This is a genomic window from Streptomyces sp. NPDC005805, from assembly GCF_040630445.1.
In the GTDB taxonomy this organism is placed as follows: Bacteria; Actinomycetota; Actinomycetes; order Streptomycetales; family Streptomycetaceae; genus Streptomyces.
In genome coordinates, this window is the sequence record NZ_JBEXXN010000021.1 from 64,978 (window position 1) to 86,861 (window position 21,884).

The 21,884-nt window shown below is 72.4% G+C and carries 19 protein-coding genes; 4 read left to right on the plus strand and 15 right to left on the minus strand.

Going from position 1 to position 21,884, the window contains the following annotated elements; all coding sequences use genetic code 11:
* Nucleotides 1–29 precede the first annotated feature (29 nt).
* The 3 genes from ABZ457_RS14615 to ABZ457_RS14625 form a co-directional block, all read right to left on the minus strand.
* Entirely contained in the window at nucleotides 30–368 is a 339-nt protein-coding gene (locus ABZ457_RS14615) for a P-II family nitrogen regulator (RefSeq protein ID WP_005311372.1), read from the minus strand.
* Complete coding sequence (locus ABZ457_RS14620; protein WP_359157705.1) at nucleotides 365–1,723, minus strand: ammonium transporter; 1,359 nt, start codon at nucleotides 1,721–1,723, stop codon at nucleotides 365–367. The genes ABZ457_RS14615 and ABZ457_RS14620 overlap by 4 nt, the downstream gene beginning before the upstream one ends.
* Before the next feature lie 346 nt (nucleotides 1,724–2,069).
* Nucleotides 2,070–3,545: a hypothetical protein gene (locus tag ABZ457_RS14625; protein ID WP_359157707.1), complete on the minus strand. Its 1,476-nt coding sequence runs from the start codon at nucleotides 3,543–3,545 to the stop codon at nucleotides 2,070–2,072.
* Nucleotides 3,546–3,984: 439 nt separating this feature from the next.
* Here ABZ457_RS14625 and ABZ457_RS14630 point away from each other — a divergent pair, with 439 nt between their 5' ends.
* On the plus strand, nucleotides 3,985–4,656 hold the full coding sequence (locus ABZ457_RS14630) for a bifunctional DNA primase/polymerase (protein ID WP_359157710.1): 672 nt from the start codon (nucleotides 3,985–3,987) through the stop codon (nucleotides 4,654–4,656).
* 150 nt (nucleotides 4,657–4,806) lie between these two features.
* Here the strand turns inward: ABZ457_RS14630 and ftsY are convergent, their stop codons facing one another.
* The 5 genes from ftsY to ABZ457_RS14655 all read right to left on the minus strand — a co-directional run bounded on the left by ftsY (nucleotide 4,807) and on the right by ABZ457_RS14655 (nucleotide 12,510).
* On the minus strand, nucleotides 4,807–6,030 hold the full coding sequence (gene ftsY / locus ABZ457_RS14635; RefSeq protein WP_359157712.1) for a signal recognition particle-docking protein FtsY: 1,224 nt from the start codon (nucleotides 6,028–6,030) through the stop codon (nucleotides 4,807–4,809).
* 161 nt (nucleotides 6,031–6,191) lie between these two features.
* Complete coding sequence (locus ABZ457_RS14640) at nucleotides 6,192–7,610, minus strand: sugar porter family MFS transporter (RefSeq protein ID WP_359157714.1); 1,419 nt, start codon at nucleotides 7,608–7,610, stop codon at nucleotides 6,192–6,194.
* Between the two features lie 238 nt (nucleotides 7,611–7,848).
* On the minus strand, nucleotides 7,849–11,409 hold the full coding sequence (smc, locus tag ABZ457_RS14645) for a chromosome segregation protein SMC (protein ID WP_359157716.1): 3,561 nt from the start codon (nucleotides 11,407–11,409) through the stop codon (nucleotides 7,849–7,851).
* Between the two features lie 194 nt (nucleotides 11,410–11,603).
* A complete protein-coding gene (locus ABZ457_RS14650) occupies nucleotides 11,604–11,822 on the minus strand; it encodes a hypothetical protein (protein ID WP_018850030.1) in 219 nt (72 codons plus the stop codon).
* 406 nt (nucleotides 11,823–12,228) lie between these two features.
* A complete protein-coding gene (locus ABZ457_RS14655) occupies nucleotides 12,229–12,510 on the minus strand; it encodes an acylphosphatase (RefSeq protein ID WP_026278047.1) in 282 nt (93 codons plus the stop codon).
* 158 nt (nucleotides 12,511–12,668) lie between these two features.
* Between ABZ457_RS14655 and ABZ457_RS14660 the strand changes: the two genes are divergently transcribed.
* The 3 genes from ABZ457_RS14660 to fxsT all read left to right on the plus strand — a co-directional run bounded on the left by ABZ457_RS14660 (nucleotide 12,669) and on the right by fxsT (nucleotide 16,376).
* Nucleotides 12,669–13,547: a CAP domain-containing protein gene (locus ABZ457_RS14660; protein WP_359157720.1), complete on the plus strand. Its 879-nt coding sequence runs from the start codon at nucleotides 12,669–12,671 to the stop codon at nucleotides 13,545–13,547.
* Between the two features lie 30 nt (nucleotides 13,548–13,577).
* A complete protein-coding gene (locus ABZ457_RS14665) occupies nucleotides 13,578–13,751 on the plus strand; it encodes a hypothetical protein (RefSeq protein WP_359157792.1) in 174 nt (57 codons plus the stop codon).
* A gap of 93 nt (nucleotides 13,752–13,844) precedes the next feature.
* On the plus strand, nucleotides 13,845–16,376 hold the full coding sequence (gene fxsT, locus ABZ457_RS14670) for an FxSxx-COOH system tetratricopeptide repeat protein (protein ID WP_359157722.1): 2,532 nt from the start codon (nucleotides 13,845–13,847) through the stop codon (nucleotides 16,374–16,376).
* A 67-nt stretch (nucleotides 16,377–16,443) separates the two neighbouring features.
* On the opposite strand, the gene mutM is transcribed toward fxsT, so the two are convergent.
* The 7 genes from mutM to rsmD all read right to left on the minus strand — a co-directional run bounded on the left by mutM (nucleotide 16,444) and on the right by rsmD (nucleotide 21,807).
* Complete coding sequence (mutM, locus tag ABZ457_RS14675; RefSeq protein WP_359157724.1) at nucleotides 16,444–17,298, minus strand: bifunctional DNA-formamidopyrimidine glycosylase/DNA-(apurinic or apyrimidinic site) lyase; 855 nt, start codon at nucleotides 17,296–17,298, stop codon at nucleotides 16,444–16,446.
* Nucleotides 17,299–17,397: 99 nt separating this feature from the next.
* On the minus strand, nucleotides 17,398–18,315 hold the full coding sequence (gene rnc, locus ABZ457_RS14680) for a ribonuclease III (protein ID WP_359157726.1): 918 nt from the start codon (nucleotides 18,313–18,315) through the stop codon (nucleotides 17,398–17,400).
* Nucleotides 18,316–18,334: 19 nt separating this feature from the next.
* Complete coding sequence (gene rpmF, locus ABZ457_RS14685) at nucleotides 18,335–18,508, minus strand: 50S ribosomal protein L32 (protein ID WP_026165248.1); 174 nt, start codon at nucleotides 18,506–18,508, stop codon at nucleotides 18,335–18,337.
* A 2-nt stretch (nucleotides 18,509–18,510) separates the two neighbouring features.
* Nucleotides 18,511–19,152, minus strand: coding sequence for a DUF177 domain-containing protein (locus ABZ457_RS14690; protein ID WP_359157787.1), 642 nt, complete (start codon nucleotides 19,150–19,152; stop codon nucleotides 18,511–18,513).
* Between the two features lie 246 nt (nucleotides 19,153–19,398).
* A complete protein-coding gene (locus ABZ457_RS14695) occupies nucleotides 19,399–20,526 on the minus strand; it encodes an ATP synthase F0 subunit B (protein WP_359157729.1) in 1,128 nt (375 codons plus the stop codon).
* Between the two features lie 187 nt (nucleotides 20,527–20,713).
* Nucleotides 20,714–21,196 (minus strand): pantetheine-phosphate adenylyltransferase, encoded by a 483-nt coding sequence (gene coaD / locus ABZ457_RS14700; protein WP_018850038.1) that lies wholly within the window; start codon nucleotides 21,194–21,196, stop codon nucleotides 20,714–20,716.
* Nucleotides 21,197–21,222: 26 nt separating this feature from the next.
* On the minus strand, nucleotides 21,223–21,807 hold the full coding sequence (gene rsmD / locus ABZ457_RS14705) for a 16S rRNA (guanine(966)-N(2))-methyltransferase RsmD (protein ID WP_359157732.1): 585 nt from the start codon (nucleotides 21,805–21,807) through the stop codon (nucleotides 21,223–21,225).
* Nucleotides 21,808–21,884 lie beyond the last annotated feature (77 nt).

Consider the following 21,884-nt stretch of genomic DNA (forward strand, 5'->3'; position numbering starts at 1 on the left):
CTGGTGGGGCCGCCCCGGCCGGGCGGTTCCTAGAGTGCGTCCGGGCCCCGCTCGCCCGTGCGGACCCGTACCGCGGTGTCGACGGGGACGCTCCAGACCTTGCCGTCACCGATCTTGCCGGTGCGGGCGGCCTTGACGATCACGTCCACCAGCTGTTCGGCGTCGTCGTCCTCGACCAGCACCTCGATGCGGATCTTGGGGACCAGGTCCACGGTGTACTCGGCGCCGCGGTAGACCTCGGTGTGGCCGCGCTGCCGGCCGTAGCCGCTGGCCTCGGTGACCGTGAGCCCCTGGACGCCGAAGGCCTGGAGGGCCTCCTTGATCTCGTCCAGCCGGTGCGGCTTCACGACTGCGGTGATGAGCTTCATGCGTCCACCTTCTTGGATTCTGCCGTCGCTGCCACGGTGTCGGCCGCGGCGGGGGCGGCCTTGCGGGAGCCGGCGCCGCCGCCGGCACCACTGAAGTCGTACGCGGTCTCGGCGTGCTCGACCTGGTCGATGCCCGCGATCTCGTCGTCCTCGTCGACCCGCATCCCGATCGTCTTGTGCAGGACGAGCGCGAGGAGGGCCGACATCACCAGGGAGTAGGCGAGGACCGCGACGACGCCGACGACCTGCTTGCCGAGCTGCTCCAGGCCGCCGCCGTAGAACAGGCCCGCCGCGTCGGACTGTACGCCGCCGGTGGCGAAGAAGCCGACGAGGACGGAGCCGATGACACCGCCGACCAGGTGGACGCCGACCACGTCGAGGGAGTCGTCGTAGTTGAAGCGGTACTTCAGGCCGACCGCCATGGCGCAGACCAGACCGGCGATCGCGCCGACCGCGATGGCGCCGAGCGGGGAGACCGAGCCGCCGGCCGGGGTGATGGCGACGAGACCGGCGACCGCGCCGGAGGCCGCGCCGAGGGTGGTGAACGCGCCGTGGCGGATCTTCTCGTAGGCGAGCCAGGCGAGGACCGCGGCACCGGTGGCGACCTGGGTGTTCACGAACATCACGGCGCCGACGCCGTCGTCGTTGCCCAGCCAGGAGCCGGCGTTGAAGCCGAACCAGCCGAACCACAGCAGGGCCGCGCCGAGCATGACCAGCGGGAGGCTGTGCGGGCGCATCGGGTCCTTCTTGAAGCCGACGCGCTTGCCGATGACGAGGATCACGCCGAGCGCCGCGGCACCCGCGTTGATGTGGACGGCCGTGCCGCCCGCGAAGTCGATGACGCCCATCTCGAAGAGCCAGCCGCCGGAGCCCCAGACCCAGTGCGCGACCGGGAAGTAGACGACGGTGACCCACAGGGCGATGAACAGGGCCCAGGCCGTGAACTTGACCCGGTCCGCCAGGGCGCCGCTGATCAGCGCGGGCGTCAGTACGGCGAACATCAGCTGGAAGACGGCGAAGACGTAGACGGGGATGGTGGTGCCGTCCCACAGCTGGGTGACGCCGATACCGCTGAGTCCGACGTACTCGGAGCTCCAGCCGACGACGGAGCCGATGTCGCTGCCGAAGGCGAGGCTGAATCCGTACAGCACCCACAGGATGCTGACGATCCCGAGGCTGATGAAGCTCATCATCAGCATGTTCAGGGTGGACTTGACCCGGACCATGCCTCCGTAGAAGAAGGCGAGACCCGGCGTCATGAGCATCACCAGGGCGGAACAGATGAGCATGAACCCTGTGTTGGCGGCAGACAGCTCGGGAGCGTCTGCGGCAAGGGTCGAGATGCCTGGGGGCATCGGCGTCTCCTCGTCGTCGTGCGGCCGCGTGCGGGCGGAGCCTTAGCGGACTGCGGGCGGGGCCGTTATGCGCCATGAGGTTGACGCAGCGCGGTTTCCGCAAAGGCCGCTCGATGTTTCGCGGCCGTGACGAAGAGGTCCGGCGTGTTACGCCCCCATGAACGCGCTGATCGTCCGGGGGCCCCGGACGTACCATCTGCCCACATCACCCGCCGGCCGCGGCACTCTCCCGGGTGACCTGGCACGGGGGGAGCCGAGTCGGACAGTACGGGGAGAGGGCCGCGGCCGGGGTGTGCTGCCCCGTCCGCGGGGCCGTGGGGCCCGTGCGGACGGGGGGCTCGTGGGGTCAGACCGCCTCGGCGGTCTCGGGGAGCCGGGCGGCGAGCCGCTCGGTGATGTCGATGACCTGGGGCACGTCGCGGAAGTCCCGGGCGGCGCTGTCGACGGTCTTGCGCAGCCGGGTGTTGACCCGCTCGGAGCGGACCTTGGAGGCGATGCGCAGGGCCTCGTCGGCCAGCGCGGTGGCCGCTTCCGGCTCCCGCTTGAGGAGGTGGACGGTGGCCATGCCGATCAGATTGAGTGCGTACGACCGCTGGTGCTCGCTGTCCTGGCTGAAAAGCTCCACCGCGCGGGCCATCACGGGCTCCGCGAGGGAGGCGTAGGTGGGGCTGCGGCCGGCGACGTAGGCGAGGTCGCGGTAGGAGTGGGCGTTCTCGCCGTTGAGCTCGGCCTCGGAGAAGAAGCGGATCCAATCGGGCTCGGGCCCGCCGTCGAGACCGACGTCGGCGAAGGTGTCCTCGGCCATCCGCACGGCGCGCTTGCACTTGCTGGGCTGGCCCATATTGGCGTACGCGCGGGCCTCCATCGCATACAGCATGGCCTGGGTGCGGGCGGTGGCGCAGTCGCGGCTGCCGTACTGGGCGAGGTGGATGAGCTCCAGGGCGTCGTCCGGGCGGCCGAGGTGGATCATCTGGCGGCTCATCGAGGACAGGATGTAGGAGCCGAGCGGCTTGTCACCGGCCTCCTTGGAGGCGTGCAGGGCGAGGACGAAGTACTTCTGGGCGGTCGGCTGGAGGCCGACGTCGTAGCTCATCCAGCCCGCCAGTTCGGCCAGTTCGGCGGCGCAGCGGAAGAGCCTGCGGCTGGTGGCGGCCGGCTGGGGCTCCTGGAGGAGGTCGGTCACCTCGTGGAGCTGGCCGACGACGGCCTTGCGGCGCAGTCCGCCGCCGCACTGGGCGTCCCACAGGCGGAACATGGCGGTGGTCGACTCCAGGAGCTGGAGTTCCGGCTCGGAGAGCCGGCCGGGCCGCCGGGGCGGGGCGGGCGGCTGGGCCGCGGCCGGTTCGGCGGCGGGTGTGGGGACCAGCCAGCGCTGCATGGGCTCGATGAGGGCGGGCCCGGCGGCGAGGGCGAGGGAGGTGCCGAGGAAGCCCCGGCGGGCGAGCATCAGGTCGCTGCGGGAGAACTCGCCGAGCAGGGCGACGGTCTGGGGCCCGGCCCAGGGCAGGTCGACGCCGGAGACGGAGGGGGCCTGGTGCGCGGTGCGCAGTCCGAGGTCCTCGATCGCGACCACGCTGCCGAAGCGTTCGGAGAACAGCTCGGAGAGGATGCGCGGGATCGGCTCGCGGGGCTGTTCGCCGTCGAGCCAGCGCCGGACCCGTGAGGTGTCCGTGCTGATGTGGTGCGCGCCCATCTGGCGGGCCCTGCGGTTCACCTGGCGGGCGAGTTCGCCCTTCGACCAGCCGCTGCGCAGGAACCACGAACTCAGCTGCTCATTGGGGCGCTTGCCGGTGCTCGAACCGTCTGCGCCGCTGCCGCTCACTGGATTGCCCCCATCCGTCCATGCCCTCGTCGGCCGAACTCTTACCAGAATGCCGCGAATCACGGCTTCCGGTAGCCCACTTGCACTGTCCGCTCGCCCGCACGGTCTCCGTTCCCCGGTTGCCCGGGGCATACCCACCGCGGACTGCAATTGCAGGCTCGCGTACCGAAAGTAGTCCCGCGATCACGCCCTCCGCGAGTGGGATTGCAGAAACGCCACCATTCGCCACCCCTCCGAGTGAACTCACTTGCGGCCGGGCGCGATTCACTTGACACAGCACGATCCAGGGGTGGTGCACCGTTGCACACGCGGGCGCGTGTCGCGCCACGCACTCCCCCGTACGCATCCACGCGCCGCCGGAGACGGAGCAGCGACCACGGAGCGTCACGCTCGCGCTCCTTCACGTAACCACCGGCGTACTCGACCCGTTGGAGGGGGCATGGGCTTCACGATCGGCGGCACCCGGGGGATCGGTCAGATCCGGCCCGGCACCAGGCGCCGCGGGCGCACGACGGAGGCCACCGCGGTGGCCGAGTACACCGGCCTCTGGGGCTGGGCGGTGACGCCGGGCGCGCGCGCCTCGGCCGGCCGCTGCTCCTGCGGCGCGGACGGCTGCCCCGCGCCGGGCGCCCACCCGCTGGACTTCGCCCGCGAGGTGCCGGCCGGGGCCACCCTGGACGAGGCGGGGCGCGCCTGGGCCGAGGTCCCCGGCGCCGCGCTGATGCTCCCCGTCGGGCGGGCCTTCGACGTCCTGGACGTCGCGGCCCCGGCCGGGCGGCGGGCGCTGGTGCGGATGGAGCGGATGGGGGTGCGGCCGGGCCCGGTGTGCCTCACCCCGGACGGGCGCTGCCAGTTCTTCGTCGCCCCCGGCGCGGCGGCCGGACTGCCCCGGCTGCTCTACCGGATGGGCTGGGACGACGCGGACCTGGACCTGCGCTGCCTGGGCCCCGGCGCGTACATCACGGCCCCGCCCTCGGACCGGGGCGGGCTGGGCCCCGTCCGGTGGCTGCGCGCCCCGGCACCCGACACGGCGACCTCGCCCCCGGAGGCCCGGCTACTGGTGGGCACCCTGGCGTACATCTGCCACCGCTCCGCCGGCCGCCGGCCGTAACGACAGGCGGCCGTAGCGCCGAACACTGTAGCGCCCGCCGGCCGTAGCACCCCGGCGACCGCGCGCCCGGTAGCCGTAACGACGCGCGAGGGCCCCGCGACCCGGTCGGGTCGCGGGGCCCTCGTACGCGCGGTGGCGCGGCCCGCCGGCTCAGTCGCCGATGAGCGCGTCCACGAACGCCTCGGGCTCGAACGGCGCCAGGTCGTCCGGCCCCTCGCCCAGGCCGACCAGCTTCACCGGGACGCCCAGCTCGCGCTGGACGGCGATGACGATGCCGCCCTTGGCGGTGCCGTCCAGCTTGGTGAGCACGATGCCCGTGATGTCCACGACCTCGGCGAAGACGCGCGCCTGCACCAGGCCGTTCTGCCCGGTGGTGGCGTCCAGGACGAGCAGCACCTCGTCCAGCGGCCCGTGCTTCTCCACGACCCGCTTGACCTTGCCCAGCTCGTCCATGAGCCCGGTCTTGGTGTGCAGCCGGCCGGCGGTGTCGATCAGGACGACGTCCGCGCCCTCGGCGATACCCTCCTTGACCGCGTCGAAGGCGATCGACGCCGGGTCGCCGCCCTCGGGGCCGCGGACCGTGCGGGCGCCGACGCGCTCACCCCAGGTCTGGAGCTGGTCGGCGGCGGCGGCGCGGAAGGTGTCGGCCGCGCCCAGCACCACGGACCGCCCGTCGGCGACGAGGACCCGGGCGAGCTTGCCGGTGGTGGTGGTCTTGCCGGTGCCGTTGACGCCGACGACCATCACGACGCCCGGGGTGTCGAGGCCGCTCTCGGTCTTCACGGCGCGGTCCGCGTCGGTGCCGATGAGGGCGAGCAGTTCCTCGCGCAGCAGGGTGCGCAGCTCGTCGGGGGTGCGGGTGCCGAGGACCTTCACGCGCTCACGCAGCCGCTCGACCAGTTCCTGGGTGGGCGCCACGCCCACGTCGGCGGTGAGGAGGGTGTCCTCGATCTCCTCCCAGGTGTCCTCGTCGAGGTGCTCGCGCGACAGCAGGGTCAGCAGCCCCTTGCCGAGGGAGTTCTGGGAGCGGGCCAGACGGGCGCGCAGCCGGACCAGGCGTCCGGCGGTCGGCTCCGGGATCTCGATCTCGGGGGCCGGCGGTTCGGCGACGACGGGGTCCTCGACGGCCGCGGGGGTCTCGACGGCCTCCTCGGCCGTCGGGAGTCCGACCTCCTCGATGGTGCGGCGGGACTCGTCGCATGGTGTCTCCGCCTCCTCGCCGACACGGGGTTCGGCGGGCGGGGCGGTGATGGTCGGCGTGCTCGGCGGTGCCGATGGCGGCAGCTTCTGCTTCTTGCGGCTGCTGACCACGAGCCCGCTGATCGCGCCGATCGCGACCAGGGCGATGACTACGGCAAGGATGACGATTTCCATGGTCCGTCCAGTATGCGCGACGCCCGAGGGGCCGGTCCGGCTCCCCGGAGCACGGTGTCGTCACGGCCCGGAGCACGGTGTCGTCACGGCCCCCGGAACGCGAGCACTGCCCCGGCTCACGCGCTGAGCCGGGGCAGTGAAGAGGAGCGGGGCAGCGGGGTTCAGCCCATCTCCTCCAACGCCTTGCCCTTGGTCTCCTTCACGAACTTGAGCACGAAGGGGATCGAGAGCACGGCGAAGATCGTATAGATCACATAGGTGCCGGACAGGTTCCAGTCGGCGAGGCTCGGGAAGCTCGCGGTGATGGCCCAGTTGGCGATCCACTGCGCGGAGGCGGCGACGCCCAGCGCGGCGGCGCGGATCCGGTTGGGGAACATCTCGCCGAGGAAGACCCAGACGACCACACCCCAGGAGAGCGCGAAGAAGAGCACGAAGACATGGGCCGCGATCAGGGCCACGGCCCCCTGGGTCTCCGGCAGCTTCCCGTCAACCAGGTCGGCGGAGAAGGCCCACGCCTCCACGGCCAGGGCGATCGCCATACCGGTCGAGCCGATCAGGGCGAGCGGCCGGCGGCCGATCCGGTCCACGAAGATCATGGCGATCACGGTGCCGATGATGTTGATGATCGATGTGGTGAACGAGTAGAAGAACGAGCCGCTCGGGTCCACGCCCACCGACTGCCACAGGGTCGCGGAGTAGTAGAAGGCGACGTTGATGCCGACGAGCTGCTGGAAGAGGGAGAGGCCGATGCCGATCCAGACGATGGGCAGGAAGTAGAAGCGCCCGCCGAGCAGGTCCTTGAAGGTGGACTTGTGCTCACGGCGCATGGCCGTGCGGATCTCCTCGACACGGGCCGTCAGGTCGATCTTCTTGCCCTCGACCTCCTCCAGCACGGCCTTCGCCTGGTCGATCCGGCCGGCGGAGACGAGGAAGCGCGGGGACTCGGGGATCACGAAGGAGAGCAGCCCGTAGAGCACGGCCGGGACGACCATCACGCCGAGCATCCACTGCCAGGCCTCCAGGCCCGCGATGTCGCCGCGCTGGTCGCCGTCGGCGATCTGGAGGATGCCGTAGTTGACGAGCTGGGAGACGGCGATGCCGATGACGATGGCGCCCTGCTGGAAGGAGGCCAGACGCCCCCGGTAGGCGGGCGGGGAGACCTCCGCGATGTACGCGGGGCCGATGACGGAGGCCATGCCGATGGCGAAGCCGCCGATGACCCGCCACATCGCCAGGTCCCAGAGGGCGAACGGGAGGGCGGAGCCGATGGCGCTGACGGTGAAGAGCACCGCGGCGATCTGCATACAGCGGATGCGGCCGATCCGGTCGGCGATGCGGCCGGCGGTCGCGGCGCCGACGGCGCAGCCGATCAGGGCGATGGCGATGACCTGGGCCAGGGTGCCCGACCCGATGTCGTAGCGGTCGCGGATCGCCTCGACGGCGCCGTTGATCACGGAGCTGTCGTAGCCGAAGAGGAACCCGCCCATGGCGGCGGCTGCCGTGATGAAGACGACGTGCCCGAGGTGTTCGGGGTGTGCCGCGCGGGCTCCCGATCCCGGGGGCTGGGCAGTGCTGGTCACGAATAACTCCTGGGGCCACCGGCAGCGTCGCCGGGTGTGGGGGGCGAGCGAGCCCTTCAAGTGGTGCACAGGTTCCCGCCGCTCACCACTTGAAGGTAAAAGCAACGTTGCAGAGACTATGCCTTCAAGTTTCGAAGTCAAGAGGCGGCCCATGCTCGACGGGAACCACATGGATCACCTAAAGAATTCAAGTCTTGAAGAACTGGTGCAGGGACGGTGACCGTCTACCCCGTTGCACTCAGCGCAGTCGCTGGCTGATGACCTTGGACACGCCGTCCCCCTGCATCGACACCCCGTAGAGCGCGTCGGCGACCTCCATCGTCCGCTTCTGGTGCGTGATGACGATGAGCTGGGAGCTCTCCTGAAGCTCCTGCATGATGCGGATCAGCCGCTGGAGGTTGGTGTCGTCGAGGGCCGCCTCCACCTCGTCCATCACATAGAACGGACTCGGCCGGGCCTTGAAGATCGACACCAGCATGGCCACGGCGGTCAGCGACCGCTCCCCGCCCGACAGCAGGGACAGGCGCTTGACCTTCTTGCCCGGCGGACGCGCCTCCACATCCACGCCGGTGGTGAGCATATTGTCCGGATCGGTGAGGATCAGGCGCCCCTCGCCGCCCGGGAAGAGCCGGGAGAACACCCCCTCGAACTCCCGCGCGGTGTCCCGGTACGCCTCGGTGAAGACCTGCTCGACGCGCTCGTCGACCTCCTTCACCACCTGGAGCAGATCGGCGCGGGTCTTCTTCAGGTCCTCCAGCTGCTCCGACAGGAACTGGTGGCGCTCCTCCAGGGCGGAGAACTCCTCCAGGGCCAGCGGATTCACCTTCCCGAGCTGCTGGTACGCCCGTTCGGCCGCCTTGAGCCGCTTCTCCTGCTCGGCGCGGACGAAGGGCCGGGGCCGGTTGCGGGGGTGCTCCGGGTCCTCGGGCAGCTCCTCCCCCTCGGCGGGCAGGGAGGGCGGCACGAGCTGGTCGGGGCCGTACTCGGCCACCAGTCCGGCCGGTTCCACGCCCAGCTCCTCCAGGGCCCTGGTCTCCAGCTGCTCGATCCGCAGCCGCTTCTCGGCGCCCAGCACCTCGCCCCGGTGCACCGAGTCGGTGAGCTTGTCCAGCTCCCCCTTGAGGTCGCGGCCCGCCGACCGGGCGGCCGCCAGCTCCCGTTCGCGCTCCGCTTTGGCCGCGTCGGCCGCGGCCCGTTCCGCCTCGGCGCGGACGAGGGAGACCTCGACGTGCGCCAGCAGCTGGCGGGCGCCGCTCGCCACGGCCGCCGCGACCTCCGCCTCGTGACGCAGCCGGGCGCGTACGCGCTCGGCGCGCGCCCGTGCCTCGCGCTCGGCGCGCGCTCCCCGGTCGAGTGCGTCGGCCCGGCCCGCGAGCCCCTTCACCCGCTCCTCGTGGGTGCGGACCTGGAGGCGGGCCTCCATCTCCGTCTGGCGGGCGTTGGCGCCGTCGGCGGCGAGCCGGTCGCGCACATGGGTGTCCGGCTCCTCCTCGACGGGCGTCTCCTCGGCGACGAGCAGGCGCTCGGCCAGCTCCTCGACCTCCTCCAGCGCCCGCTCCAGGGCCTCCTGCGCACGCGCCGCCGCCGTCCCGGCCCGCTCGGCCTCCCCGGCGGCCGCCCGGGCCTGACCGGCGAGGCTGCCCAGCCGGCCGGAGACCGCGGACTTCTCCCGGTCGGCGGCCCGCCGCCGCTCCCCCAGCTCCTCCACCAGCGCGGCCCGGGCGCGGCGGTCCTCGGCCGCCCGCTGCTGCGCCCCGGCCAGTTCCTCGCAGGTGGCGTCCAGCCGCTCCAGCTCCGCGGTGGCCTCGTCGACGGAGGCCTGCACCTCCAGCAGGCTGGGCGCGCCCGCCGAACCGCCCTGGGCGAAGTGGGCGCCGAGGACGTCCCCTTCGGCGGTGACCGCGGTGAGCGCGGGCCGGGACCGGACCAGGCTCTCGGCGTCCGCCAGGCTCGCCACGACGACGGTGGTGCGCAGCAGCGCCCGGACGGCGGGCATCAGCTCCTCGGGGCCCCGGACCAGGTCCGCGGCGCACGGGTGGCCGTCGCCGCCCGCGGGGGGTGTGGGCGTGTCCGTCTCCGGGCCGCCCGCGAGGAGCAGGGCCGCCCGGCCGCCGTCCTGCTTGCGCAGCAGGCGGATGGCCTCGGCCGCGGTGGCCGGGTCGGCGACGGCCACCGCGTCGGCGGCGGCACCGAGCGCGGCGGCGACGGGGACCTCGTGGCCGGGGGTCACCGTGAGCAGGGCGGCGGCCGGTCCGAGGAGTCCGTCGAGCCGGTCGCCGGCGGCGAGCAGGGCGCCCGTGCCGTCCTTGCGGCGCAGGCCGAGGGCGAGGGCGTCGCGGCGGGCGGTCACGGCGGCCCGGCCGCGTTCGGCGGCGGTGAGGGCGTCCCGGGCCGCGGTCAGCCCGGCCTCCGCCTCGGCGAGTTCGCGCTTGGCGGCCTCGTGCCGCTCGGCGAGGGCGGTGTCGTCGGCGTCGAGCCCGTCGACCTCCGCCCTGAGCTGTTCGTACTCCTCCTGCGCGGCGGCGGCGCGCTCGTGTGCCTCGTCGCGCGCGGCGGCCAGCCGGTCGATCTCGGACTGGGCGGCGGCGGCACGGGAACGGGCCGCGCCCACCTGCCCGTTGAGCCGGGCCAGCCCCTCGCGCCGGTCGGCGATGGCCCGGGCGGCGTCCTTGAGCCGGCGTTCCTCGGCGACGAGTTGCCGCTCCAGCTCGGCCCGGTGGGCGACGGTGTCCTGCAGCGCGCGTTCGGCGGCCTCCAGCGCGGCCTCCAGTTCGGCCTCCTGCTCCCGGATCCGGGCGGCCTCGCGCTCCATGTCCTCGGGGTCGCGGCCCCGGCGCTCCTCGGCGGGCCGGTCGGTGGCGCTCCTGACCCGGGCGTCGGCCAGCGAGACGGTGCCGCGGATCCGTTCGGCGAGCTGGGAGAGGTCGTACCAGGTCTGCTGGGCGCGCTGGAGACGCGGGGCGAGGCGGCGGACCTCGTCCTCCAGGTCGGCCTCCCGGGCGAGGGCCGCCTTGAGTTCGGCCTCGGCGGCCTCCTTGCGCTCCTTGAGGGCGGCCTCGTCGGCGATCTCGGCGCCGAGGGCCTCGCGCAGCCGTACCAGGTCGTCGGCGAGCAGCCGCAGCCGGGCGTCGCGCAGATCGGCCTGGATCACGGCGGCCCGGCGGGCGACGGCGGCCTGGCGGCCCAGTGGCTTGAGCTGGCGGCGCAGTTCGTCGGTGAGGTCCTGCACGCGCGCGAGGTTGGCCTGCATCGCGTCGAGCTTCCGCAGCGCCTTCTCCTTGCGCTTGCGGTGCTTGAGGACGCCGGCGGCCTCCTCGATGAAGGCCCGCCGGCCCATCGGGTCGGCGTGCAGCACGGAGTCGAGCTGCCCCTGCCCGACGATGACGTGCATCTCGCGGCCGATGCCGGAGTCGGAGAGCAGTTCCTGGATGTCGAGCAGCCGGCAGGTGTCGCCGTTGATCTGGTACTCGCTGCCGCCGTTGCGGAACATGATCCGCGTGATGGTGACCTCGGCGTACTCGATGGGCAGGGCGCCGTCGCTGTTGTCGATGGTGAGGGAGACCTCGGCCCGGCCGAGCGGCGGGCGGCCGGTGGTCCCGGCGAAGATGACGTCCTCCATCTTGCCGCCGCGCAGCGACTTGGCGCCCTGTTCGCCCATGACCCAGGAGAGCGCGTCGACCACGTTGGACTTGCCCGAGCCGTTCGGGCCGACGACGCAGGTGATTCCCGGTTCGAAGCGCAGCGTCGTGGCGGACGCGAAGGACTTGAAGCCGCGCAGGGTCATGGCCTTGAGGTGCACGCCGCCGGACTCTACCTTTCCCCCGCGGTTTCGCCCCCGAAGGCGCAGGGCATCTCAGACGGTACGAGCACGCGCGCACGAGGGTGGGGCCTGGCAGAGGCTACGGAAGCCGCAGAAGCGGGGGAAAGAAAGAAGGGACGCCGTGGCGTCCCTTGCATATCCTGGTGCGCGGTGAATCTCCGGCGACGCGCCGCTCAGGTGAGCGCGGGCTCCGCCTGGGGAACGTCGATGTCGATGCCCTCGAGCAGCGACTCTCCCGGGTGCTTGGCGACGGCAGCGCTCAGCGCGTCGTTCTCGGACTGGATCCGTACGAGCTCGGATTCGAGGTCCTGGACGCGCTGCTGAAGCCGTCGCATCTCGGCGAGGAGTCGCGGGTCGGAACCGCCGACGTAACCGAGAAGCGCCTTTGCCATGATGAGTGGTCCTCCACAATGAGTGACCGACCGATGCGGTGTGGGTCGTGAGGGATTTTCGCACCCGCGGTGTGCGACAGCTCTTGTGGTGCTTGCGGTTCCAGCTGCCGGACAGCTCAGGTGCGCGGGGATTCCAGAGTCTCACCAAAAAGTTTGACGGTCAACACGATCACACCCCGTATCCGCGGGCGTCCCGGGGGCACACGCCCGTCGCCTCGGCGCGGGGTGCCTGACCTGCGGGGCCCTGGGGGCGTCGCGATCTTTGGTTCCGCCGCAGCCTGGCACGGGACGGCCCGTCTTGGCAACCACCAGGTGCTTTCCGTCTCCGCGCACATACGCGGGGCGACGCGGGGACGTTCCGCGGGACGGCCCGCGCCCGGCGTGTCGGGGCGGGCCGTGGCGCTCGTCAGCGGATCGCGAAGTCCGGATATCCGCCCCTCGGCGTGGCCCAGATCTCAGTGACGCCGTCGACGCGGCCGGGTGTGTCGGAGGACCGCAGCCAGTCCAGGAGACGGTGGCAATTCTCACGCGGCCCCTCCGCCACGACCTGGACCCGGCCGTCGTCGAGGTTGAGGGCGAAGCCTTTCAGCTCCCCGATCGCCATGGCGTTCTCCCTGGTGAACCAGCGGAAGCCCACTCCCTGTACCCGGCCGCGTACCCACGCCGTGAGGCGCGCATCGTCGTTCATGCTCATGACGGTAACGGGCGGAATACGGATGGATCACCCCACCCCCGGGATGCTTTGGCGTACAGTCCGGACGCAATGCGCCTCACTCGTTCGGGTGAGACCGCCGAGTCGGCGCCGCGATCAGCGGGCCGGGAACCGGGATCAGGAAGGCACATCACATGGGTCGCCATGGGAAGAAGCGGGCGGGCACGCCTGTGCGCACCGGCCTGCTCGGTGTCTCCGCCGCCGCGGCGGTCGGCGCCGTGGCCGTCGCGACCGGGCTGCTGCCGGGTGGCGACACGTTCACCATCGGTTCCTCGGGCAACTCCTCCCCGGTGTCCGAGATACGCACCGACGGACCGCCGAAGCTCCAGCCGTACGGGGACACCGGCGCCGAGGCGACGCCGTCGCCGAGCCGGACGGCCGAGCCGTCGAAGGCCCCGGCCCCCTCGGCCCCGTCGAAGAAGGCGGCCGAGCCCTCGAAGAAGCCGAAGCCGTCGGCGACGCCCTCGAAGAAGCCCGCCGCGAAGCCGAAGCCGACCGAGCGGGCCGCCGAGAAGCCCGCGCCGAAGTCCAAGGCCCCCGAGGCGAAGCGCCCGAGCCCGTCCCCGACGCGCGAGAAGGCGCCCGCGCCGAAGAAGCCCTCCGCCGAGCCGGCGGCACCGAGCACCTCGGCGCCCTCGCCGTCCCTCACCTCCGCCGTCTTCACCCTCGTCAACGAGGAGCGCGCCCTGGTGGGCTGCGCCCCGGTGAAGGAGAGCGACGCCCTGTCGAAGCTGGCCCGCGCCCACTCCGACGACATGGCGGCCCGCAACTACTTCGACCACACCTCCCCCGACGGCGCGAGCCCCTGGACCCGCGCCGACGCGGCCGGTGTCACCAGCCTCGGCGCCGAGAACATCGCCCGCGGCCAGGCCGACGCCGGCGCGGTCATGAACGCCTGGATGGAGAGCGACGGCCACCGCGCGAACATCCTGAACTGCGACTTCACGACGATGGGCATCGGGGTGCACGAGGGAGACGGCGGGCCCTGGTGGACGCAGAACTTCGGCTACTGAGCCGGCCGTAGTTCAGCGGGTGCGTTCGTAGTGGCGACGCGCCAGTTCCGCCGGCAGTACCTGCACGGCGTGCCCGACCCGAGTCCGGTCAGCCCGGACACCGCGGAGGTCCACCTGATCGACGGCGGCCGCTTCCTGCTGGAGAGCCACCTGCACGTCGTCGCGGGCTACGTGCGCGGCTACCTCGGGCGCGTCCTCGGGTAGCGGGGGCGCGATCCTGACGATCCCCTGCCCGGCCGGGCCCCGGCGGGGGATCATGGTGGGGACAGCGCAGGGCCTGGTCGCTCGGGGGGCCACATGACCGACGGCACACAGCAGTTCTTCGTCAGCTACGCGGGACCGGACCGCCCCTGGGCGGAGTGGGTGGCCTGGCATCTCGGGGACGCCGGGCACCAGGTGATCCTGGACGTCTGGGACTGGCGCACGGGCGACGACTTCGTCCAGCACATGGACCACGCGCTGGAGACCTCGGACGCGGTGGTCGCCCTGTTCTCCCGGTCCTACTTCGAGCCCGACCGCTGGACGCGGGAGGAGTGGACCGCGGCCGTGGCGCGCCGGGACCGCGTGATTCCCCTCGCGCTGGAGCCCGTCGCGACCGCGGACGTCCCGGCGCTGCTGGCCGCGAAGCTGCGCAAGGATCTGCACGGCCTGGACGAGGAGGCCGCGCTCGCGGCGCTGACCGAGGCCGTGGAGGGCACGAAGCGGCCGGACGCCCCACCGCGGTTCCCGGGCGGACGGCCCGGCGGGTCGCGGGCGGCGGCCCGGCCGCGCCGAGGGGCGGACGCGGTGCCCAGACCCCGGCTGCCCCGGGACGGCGACCGCCCCGACGTGTGGCGGGTCCCCCGCCGCAACCCCGACTTCTCCGGCCGCGAGGCAGAGATCGCCGAGCTGCGCGAAGGACTGCTCCGCGGCGGGCAGGCCGTGGTGCACGCCCTCCACGGCATGGGCGGGATCGGCAAGACCCAGATGGCACTGGAGTACGCGCACCGCTTCGCCGGCCAGTACGACCTGGTGTGGTGGATCGACGCCGAGCAGGCCGACCAACTGCCCGTCCACTACACGGAACTCGCCCACCGCCTGGGCATCGCGAAGCCCGAGGCGGGCTCCGAACAGAACGCCTACGCCGTCCTCCAGCACCTGCGCACGCACGACCGCTGGCTCGTCGTCCTCGACAACGCGGAGAACCCGAAGCTGGTCGGGACGTGGCTGCCCGAGGGGCGGGGCCACGTGCTGATCACGTCCCGCAACCCGGAATGGCGCGGCATCGCCCACCGCACCGGGCTGAACGTCTTCACCCGGGCGGACGCCGTCGCCTATCTGACGGCCCACATCCCGGGGCTCGGAGCCGAGGACGCGGACCTGCTCGCCGACGACCTGGGTGAACTGCCCCTCGCGCTGGCGCAGGCGGCGGGAGTGATCGTCAACGGGATGACGCCGGCCCGCTACCGGCAGATCCTCGGTACGAGCACCGCGGCGATCATGCGGGAGGGCGAGGCACCCGGCTATCCGGTGTCACTGGCCGCCACAGTCGCCATCTCCACCGACCGGCTGACCGAACAGGACCCGGAGGCGGCGGCCCTGCTCTTCCTGTGTGCCTTCTTCGGTCCGGAGCCCGTCCCCACGGTCTGGCTGGAACGGGCCCGCGCCCGGCTCGGCACCATCGCGGGCGATCCGGACGACTTCATGTGGCCGCAGAGGGCGCTGCGTTCGCTGAGCCGGTACGGGCTCGCGCGGGTGGACCACGAGTCACTCCAGATCCACCGCCTCACGCAGGCGGTGCTGCGCGACCGGGCGGAGGCGGCGCGCACCGAGGCGTACCGCGCCGACATCGGTGCGGTCATCACGTCGGTCTCGCCGGGTGACCCCGACAGCCCGGAGTCCTGGCCCGCGTGGGCGGCCCTCACCGCACACCTGAACGCGACCGGGCACTTCCTGCGGGATCACGAGGAGCTGAGGCCGGTCCTGCTGAACGCCGCGCTCTTCCTGATCCGCAGCGGTCAGCCTCGCAGTGCGCACGCCCTGACCGCTTCCCTCGGCGGGGCCTGGACGCGCTCTCTGGGCGAGGACCATGCGGACACCCTCAACTGTATGCAGTTCCTCGCGCACGCGATGGTGGACCTCGGGGACTTCGGGAACGCGCAGTCACTGATCGAGGACACCCTCGAACGACGGCGGCGGACACTCGGCGACGACCACCGCAAGACGCTGCAATCCGCCAACGACCTCGCTGTCACCCTCAACCACCTCGGCAGCAGCACCGCCTCACATGAACTGGACAGGGACACCTACTCGCGACGGCGACGGACGCTGGGGGACGACGACCCCGACACCCTGCAGTCCGCCCACAACCTCGCGGCCAGCCTGTTCTCTCTGGGAAGGTTCGAGGAAGCACGGCGCATGGAGGAGGACACCCTGGCGCGCCGCAAGCGCATCCTCGGCAACGACCACCCCAACACCCTCCAGGCCGCCCACAGTCTTGCCATCAGCATGCACCAGCTGGGCCATCTCGAAGAGGCACGGCGGATGAAGGACGACACCCTGGCGCGCCGCCGACGCGTCCTCGGCAACGACCACCCCGACACTCTCCTGTCGGCGCACACCTTCGCCGTGACCCTGCGGGCACTGCGCCGGCGCGAGCGGGCGCTGCTGCTGTTCGAGGACACGCTCGCGAGAAGCAGACGCGTCCTCGGCCACGACCATCCGGACACGGTCTCGGTCACCGAAGTCCTCGCGGGTCTGCTGATGGAGATGGGCCACAAGTACCGGGCGCAGCAGTTGCTGGGGCGCTCGAAGAAGGACCGGGGGCGCCAGAAGCGCAAGCGGCGCTAGGGAGTGTCCGGAACGTCGCCCCGTTCGCCCGGACGTCGTGGACCAGGCGAGACTTTGCGGACGCCTCCTAGGCGCGCGGCGCCCGCTGGCACCTCGGGCAGAAGTAGCTCGACCGGTTCATCCACGGGCGGCGGCGGATCGGGGTCCCGCAGCGGCGGCAGGGTTCGTTCTCGCGGCCGTAGGCGTCGAGGGAGCGGTCGAAGTAGCCCGATTCGCCGTTGACGTTGACGTAGAGGCTGTCGAAGGTGGTGCCGCCCACGGCCAGTGCCGCGGTCATGACCTCGCGGACGTGGGCCAGGAGTTCGGTGGACCTGGGGCGGGTGAGGGTGGCCGTCGGGCGGTCGTAGTGGAGGCGGGCGCGCCAGAGGGCCTCGTCGGCGTAGATGTTGCCGACGCCGCTGATCAGGGACTGGTCGAGGAGGGCACGCTTCACGGTGGTGCGGCGGGCGCGCAGGGCCGTGTGGAAGGCGGCGTCGTCGAAGAGGGGGTCGAGCGGGTCGCGGGCGATGTGCGCGATGACGTCGGGGAGGCCCTCGGGGGTGTCGTCGTGGACGGACAGGCCCCCGAAGGTGCGCTGGTCGACGAAGCGGAGCTCGGTGCCGAGGGTGTCGTCGAAGCGGAGGCGGATCCTCAGGTGCTTCTCGGAGACCGCGGTGACCGGCTGGACCAGGAGTTGTCCGCTCATGCCGAGATGACCGAGGACCGAGCTGCCGGTGCCCTCCAGGGGGAGCCAGAGGTACTTGCCGCGGCGGCGGGCGTCGGCCACGCGCCGTCCGCGCAGGCGCGCGGCGAAGTCCTCGCCGCCGGCGAGGTGCCGGCGGACCGCGCGGGGGTGGAGGACCTCCACCTCGGCGATCGTGCGGCCGGTGACCCAGGTGGCGAGTCCTCGGCGGACGACTTCGACCTCGGGCAGCTCGGGCAACGGGTCTCCTTCGGGGAAGGGGCGGGCGGCAGGGTGCCGTAGGGCCCCTCGCACGGGAGCGCGAGGGGCCCTAGGGACTGGACGGAACGGAAGGACGGATCAGGCGGACGCCCGGTCCGACTCCGTGACGGACTCCGGCTCCGTGACGGACTCCGGCTCCGTGACGGATTCCGGGTCCACGGCGGCAGGGGTGTCGGCGGCCCCTCCCCCGGCGGACGGCGCATCCGCGACGGCCCCGTCCGGACCGGCGGACCCGTCCGGCGCAGCCGACGACGCCTCGGCGGCCGCGGCCGCCTTGGCCCGGTCCTCCGCGGCGGCGCGGATCTCCCGCCAGGCGGACTCCGCCGCCTGCTGCTCCGCCTCCTTCTTGCTGCGGCCGGTGCCGGTGCCGTACGAGACACCACCGACGCGGGCGGCAGCAGTAAAGGTCTTCTCGTGGTCGGGCCCGGTCTCGCTGACGAGGTACTCCGGGACGCCGAGCCCCTCGGCGGCGGTGAGTTCCTGGAGACTGGTCTTCCAGTCCAGGCCCGCGCCCAGGTTCGAGGACTTCTCGATCAGCGGGTCGAAGAGCCGGTGCACCAGCTCGGACGCCGCTTCGAGGCCCTGGTCGAGATAGACCGCGCCGATCACCGCTTCCAGGGTGTCGGCGAGGATGGACGCCTTGTCCCGGCCGCCCGTGCCCTCTTCACCCCGGCCGAGCCGGATGAACGAGCCGAGTTCGAGGCCGCGGCCGACCTCCGCCAGCGCACGCGAGTTGACCACCGCGGCCCGCAGCTTGGCCAGTTGGCCCTCGGGCAGGTCGGGGTGGGTGCGGTACAGCGTGTCGGTGACCACCAGGCCGAGCACGGAGTCCCCGAGGAACTCCAGCCGCTCGTTGGTGGGCAGACCGCCGTTCTCGTACGCGTAGCTGCGGTGCGTCAGCGCACGCACCAGAAGGGCGGACTCGAGTCGGTACCCGAGCCGCCCTTCCAGAAGCGTGTGGGACGAGGCATTGTCCGTCTTGTTGGACTCAGACATGGCGCCTCTCACCAGCCGCTCAGACCTCGAGGACCTGGCGCTTGTTGTAGGTGCCGCAGCTCGGGCACGCGATGTGCTGCTGCTTCGGCTCCTGGCAACGCTCACACGAAACCAGGGTGGGGACCGCAGCCTTCCACTGCGACCGGCGGTGGCGCGTGTTGCTGCGCGACATCTTCCGCTTCGGAACAGCCACGGCTACTTCTCCTGCTTCTCGTCGACGCCCGCTTCGGCGCCGCCCATGTTGTCCTTCTCGCCGTCCTGAATGGTCTCGGCGAGTCCCTGCAGTGCCGCCCAACGGATGTCGACGGCGTCGTGGTGGTGGTCCGGGTCGTCGTTCAGGTCGGCCCCGCACTCGGAGCACAGACCCTCGCAGTCCTCCCGGCACACCGGCTGCATCGGCAGTGCGAGCACCACCGCGTCACGCAGCACGGGTTCGAGGTCGAACATGCCGTCCTCGAGATAGAGGATGTCCTCGTCCTCGGCGTCGTCGGCGGGCTCCGCAGTGCGGCCCCGGTCGTCGGCGTCGGGATACGTGAACATCTCCTGGAAGTCCGCCGCGACATCGACGCGCAGCGGCTCCAGACACCTTACGCACTCCCCCTCGGCGATCGCACGGGCGGTACCCGTGACGAGCACCCCTTCCATGACGGACTCCAGGCGGAGGTCCAGCTCGACCGGCTTGCCCTCGGGCACTCCGATGACCCCGTCGATACCGAGGACGGCCGGCGGCGCGGGTGCGTCCACCGTGCGGGAGATCCGCTGGAGCGCACCGGGCCGCCGTCCCAGCTCGTGTGTGTCGAACACGAGGGGGTTGCGGTGGTCGAGGCGCGTGCTCAGGGGTCTTCCTGCTTTCGGATCGTGGGGTGTGCCCGGTTCGCGGGGCGAAGCGGGCAGGCGGAATCGCGGAACTGGGCGCGACCGAAGAGCCAGGATACTTCAACGGCCACCGTAGACCCAATCCGGTCCGGGACGGGACGGGCCCCCGGTCCGGGACGGGCAGACGGTCCCGCCCGGGCCGCCCGGAACCGGGCGCGAGCGACGCGAAGCGCGGCCGTGGCGAGCGGCCGCCGGCGGCCGCTCGGCTCAGCGGCCCTGCTCGTAGCGCCGCAGCTGCTCCATGTCGATCATGCTGGTGTCGAAGAGGCTGGTCTCGTCCAGCGCGGCGGCCTGCTGGGGCGGGTTCGCCGGCTGCGGGGGCGCGTAGGCGTAGGGGTCCTGGTGACCGTATCCCTGCTGGTCGTAGCCCTGCTGGGCGCCGTAGCCGGCCGTGGCGTACGGGTCGGGCTGCTGCTGCCCGTAGCCCCCGTAGGGGTCCTGGGACTGGGCGGGGTATCCGTACGGGTCGTGCTGGGCCGGGATCTGGGGGGCGGCGGCGCCGGTCCCGCCGTAGTCCGCGGCGGGCGCGTACGGCTGGTGCTCGGGGTGCTCGGCGACGGGGGCGGCCTGCTGCGGGACCGGGGCCCGGGCCGGGGCGGGCGCCGGGTCGGCCAGTTCCGCGAGGCCCGCGAGGTAGTCGGCGTCGCTGGTGTGCAGCGGGTTCCCGGCGGCGTCCTGGGCGGCCATGTGGTCGCCCAGGTCGTCGCCGGCGGTCCGGCCGTGCAGCTTCTGCCGGCCGCGGCCGACGGCGTCCAGGGTCTTGGAGAGGACCGCCTCGAAGGCGCCGAGCTTGGCGTCCACGTACTCGTCCGCGCGGTGGATCAGGGTGGCGGGGTCGCTGCTGTGCTCGGGGGCGTCCTCGTCCGCGTAGCCCTGCTCGTCGAGGCCGGGGCCCCGGCCGAGGAGCTTCTCGCGGCCGCGGTCGACCGAGCCGATGGTCTTGGTGAGGACGACCTCGAAGTTGGCGAGCTTGGAGTCCACGTAGTCGTCGGCCTCCGCGCGGATCTCCTCGGCCTCCCGGCGGGCCTCGGCGAGGATGCGGTCGGCCTCGTCCTGCGACTGGCGGGCGACCTGGGTGTCCGAGATCAGGGAGCCGCGTTCGGCGTGCGCGGACTCGATGATCCGCTCCGCCTCCCGGCGGGCCTGCTCCACCATCTCCTCCCGGCCGCCGATCAGCTCCTGGGCCCGGGCCAGGGAGCCGGGCAGCGCGTCGCGGACCTCTTCGAGCATGGCCAGCAGTTCGGCGCGGTTGACCACGCAGGAGGCCGACATGGGCATCGACCGGGCGCTGGTGACCGCCTCGACGATGTCGTCGAGCTTCTTCTGCACATCCACGGTGGTTCGCCACTCTCCCGGTGAATCGGAGCCCCTGCTCCCCGTGTCCGTCCGGGGGCTGCGGAGGGACGGACGGGACGACTGTACGGCCAGTCGCCGGTCCGCGGACACCGGATGACGGACCGTCAGCGGACCGGGGTCCGGTCCCGGCGGGCCGGGGGCGGCCGGACCGGGCGGCCCCGGGTGCTCAGCCGCGTTCGCCGAGCCGCCGGACGAGGGCACGGTGGACGGCCTCGGGCAGCAGGTGGGAGACGTCCCCGCCCCAGGCCGCGACCTCCTTGACCAGGCTGGACGAGAGGAAGCTGTAGGTCGGGTTGGTCGGGACGAACAGGGTCTCGACGCCCGAGAGCCCGTTGTTCATCTGGGCCATCTGGAGCTCGTAGTCGAAGTCGCTGACGGCCCGCAGCCCCTTGACGATGGCGGGGATGTCGCGCTCCTTGCAGAAGTCGACGAGCAGACCGTGGTGGGACTCGACGACGACGTTCCCGTACTCCCCGGTGACCTCGCGGATCAGGTCGATCCGCTCGTCCACGGTGAACAGGCCCTGCTTGGACTTGTTGATCATCACCGCGACATGCACCACGTCGTACAGCTTGGAGGCGCGGGCGATGATGTCGAGGTGTCCGTTGGTGATGGGGTCGAACGACCCCGGACAGACTGCGCGGCGCAACTGAAGTCCCTCGCTCTCCGGTCCGGTCATGGTGCGTCTTCGCACGTAGAGGCGGCGCGACCGTACCAAAGCGTTCCCTCGCCGTAGCGACGGGCCCGTACGGCCTCGAAGCCCCCGGGCCAGTCGAACTCCCCGCCCCTGGTGCTGCGCTCCACGGTGGCGAGCGCGTCGTCCGCGAGCCAGCCCCCACGGCGGAGTGTGAGCAGAATCTCGCGAAGATCGTCGTCGGTGACCGCGTACGGCGGGTCCAGGAAGACGATGTCGTAGGGCTGCTCGGGGGCCTCTCCCGCGGCGACCTGTTCGGCCCGGCCGGTGCGCACCTCGGCGCCGGGCAGGCCGAGGGCGCGGACGTTCTCCCGGACGGTACGGGCGGCCCGGGCGTCCGCCTCGACCAGCAGGGCGTGCGCGGCCCCCCGGGACAGGGCCTCCAGTCCGACGGCCCCGGAGCCGGCGTACAGGTCGGCCACCCGGACGCCGTGCAGGGTGCCGAGTTGCGCCTGCCAGCTGGAGAACAGCCCCTCGCGGGCGCGGTCGGAGGTGGGACGGGTGCCGTTGCCGGGCGGTACGGCGAGCCGGCGTCCGCCGGCAGCGCCGGCGATCACGCGGGTCATGGAGGGCCTTCCTGTGGTCCGTGCCCCGCCCGGCCGCGCGGGGCGTGCGGGGCCGGTGGCGGGGGCCGGGGCGTGTG

What these genes read in the sequence shown, in the direction of transcription:
- ABZ457_RS14660 (WP_359157720.1), top strand. Translation starts at nt 12,669, where the DNA reads ATGGGTCGCCATGGGAAGAAGCGGGCGGGCACGCCTGTGCGCACCGGC.
- rnc (WP_359157726.1), bottom strand. Translation starts at nt 18,315, where the DNA reads ATGTCTGAGTCCAACAAGACGGACAATGCCTCGTCCCACACGCTTCTG.
- ABZ457_RS14650 (WP_018850030.1), bottom strand. Translation starts at nt 11,822, where the DNA reads ATGGCAAAGGCGCTTCTCGGTTACGTCGGCGGTTCCGACCCGCGACTC.
- fxsT (WP_359157722.1), top strand. Translation starts at nt 13,845, where the DNA reads ATGACCGACGGCACACAGCAGTTCTTCGTCAGCTACGCGGGACCGGAC.
- ftsY (WP_359157712.1), bottom strand. Translation starts at nt 6,030, where the DNA reads ATGGAAATCGTCATCCTTGCCGTAGTCATCGCCCTGGTCGCGATCGGC.
- rsmD (WP_359157732.1), bottom strand. Translation starts at nt 21,807, where the DNA reads ATGACCCGCGTGATCGCCGGCGCTGCCGGCGGACGCCGGCTCGCCGTA.
- ABZ457_RS14630 (WP_359157710.1), top strand. Translation starts at nt 3,985, where the DNA reads ATGGGCTTCACGATCGGCGGCACCCGGGGGATCGGTCAGATCCGGCCC.
- ABZ457_RS14655 (WP_026278047.1), bottom strand. Translation starts at nt 12,510, where the DNA reads ATGAACGACGATGCGCGCCTCACGGCGTGGGTACGCGGCCGGGTACAG.
- ABZ457_RS14620 (WP_359157705.1), bottom strand. Translation starts at nt 1,723, where the DNA reads ATGCCCCCAGGCATCTCGACCCTTGCCGCAGACGCTCCCGAGCTGTCT.
- ABZ457_RS14615 (WP_005311372.1), bottom strand. Translation starts at nt 368, where the DNA reads ATGAAGCTCATCACCGCAGTCGTGAAGCCGCACCGGCTGGACGAGATC.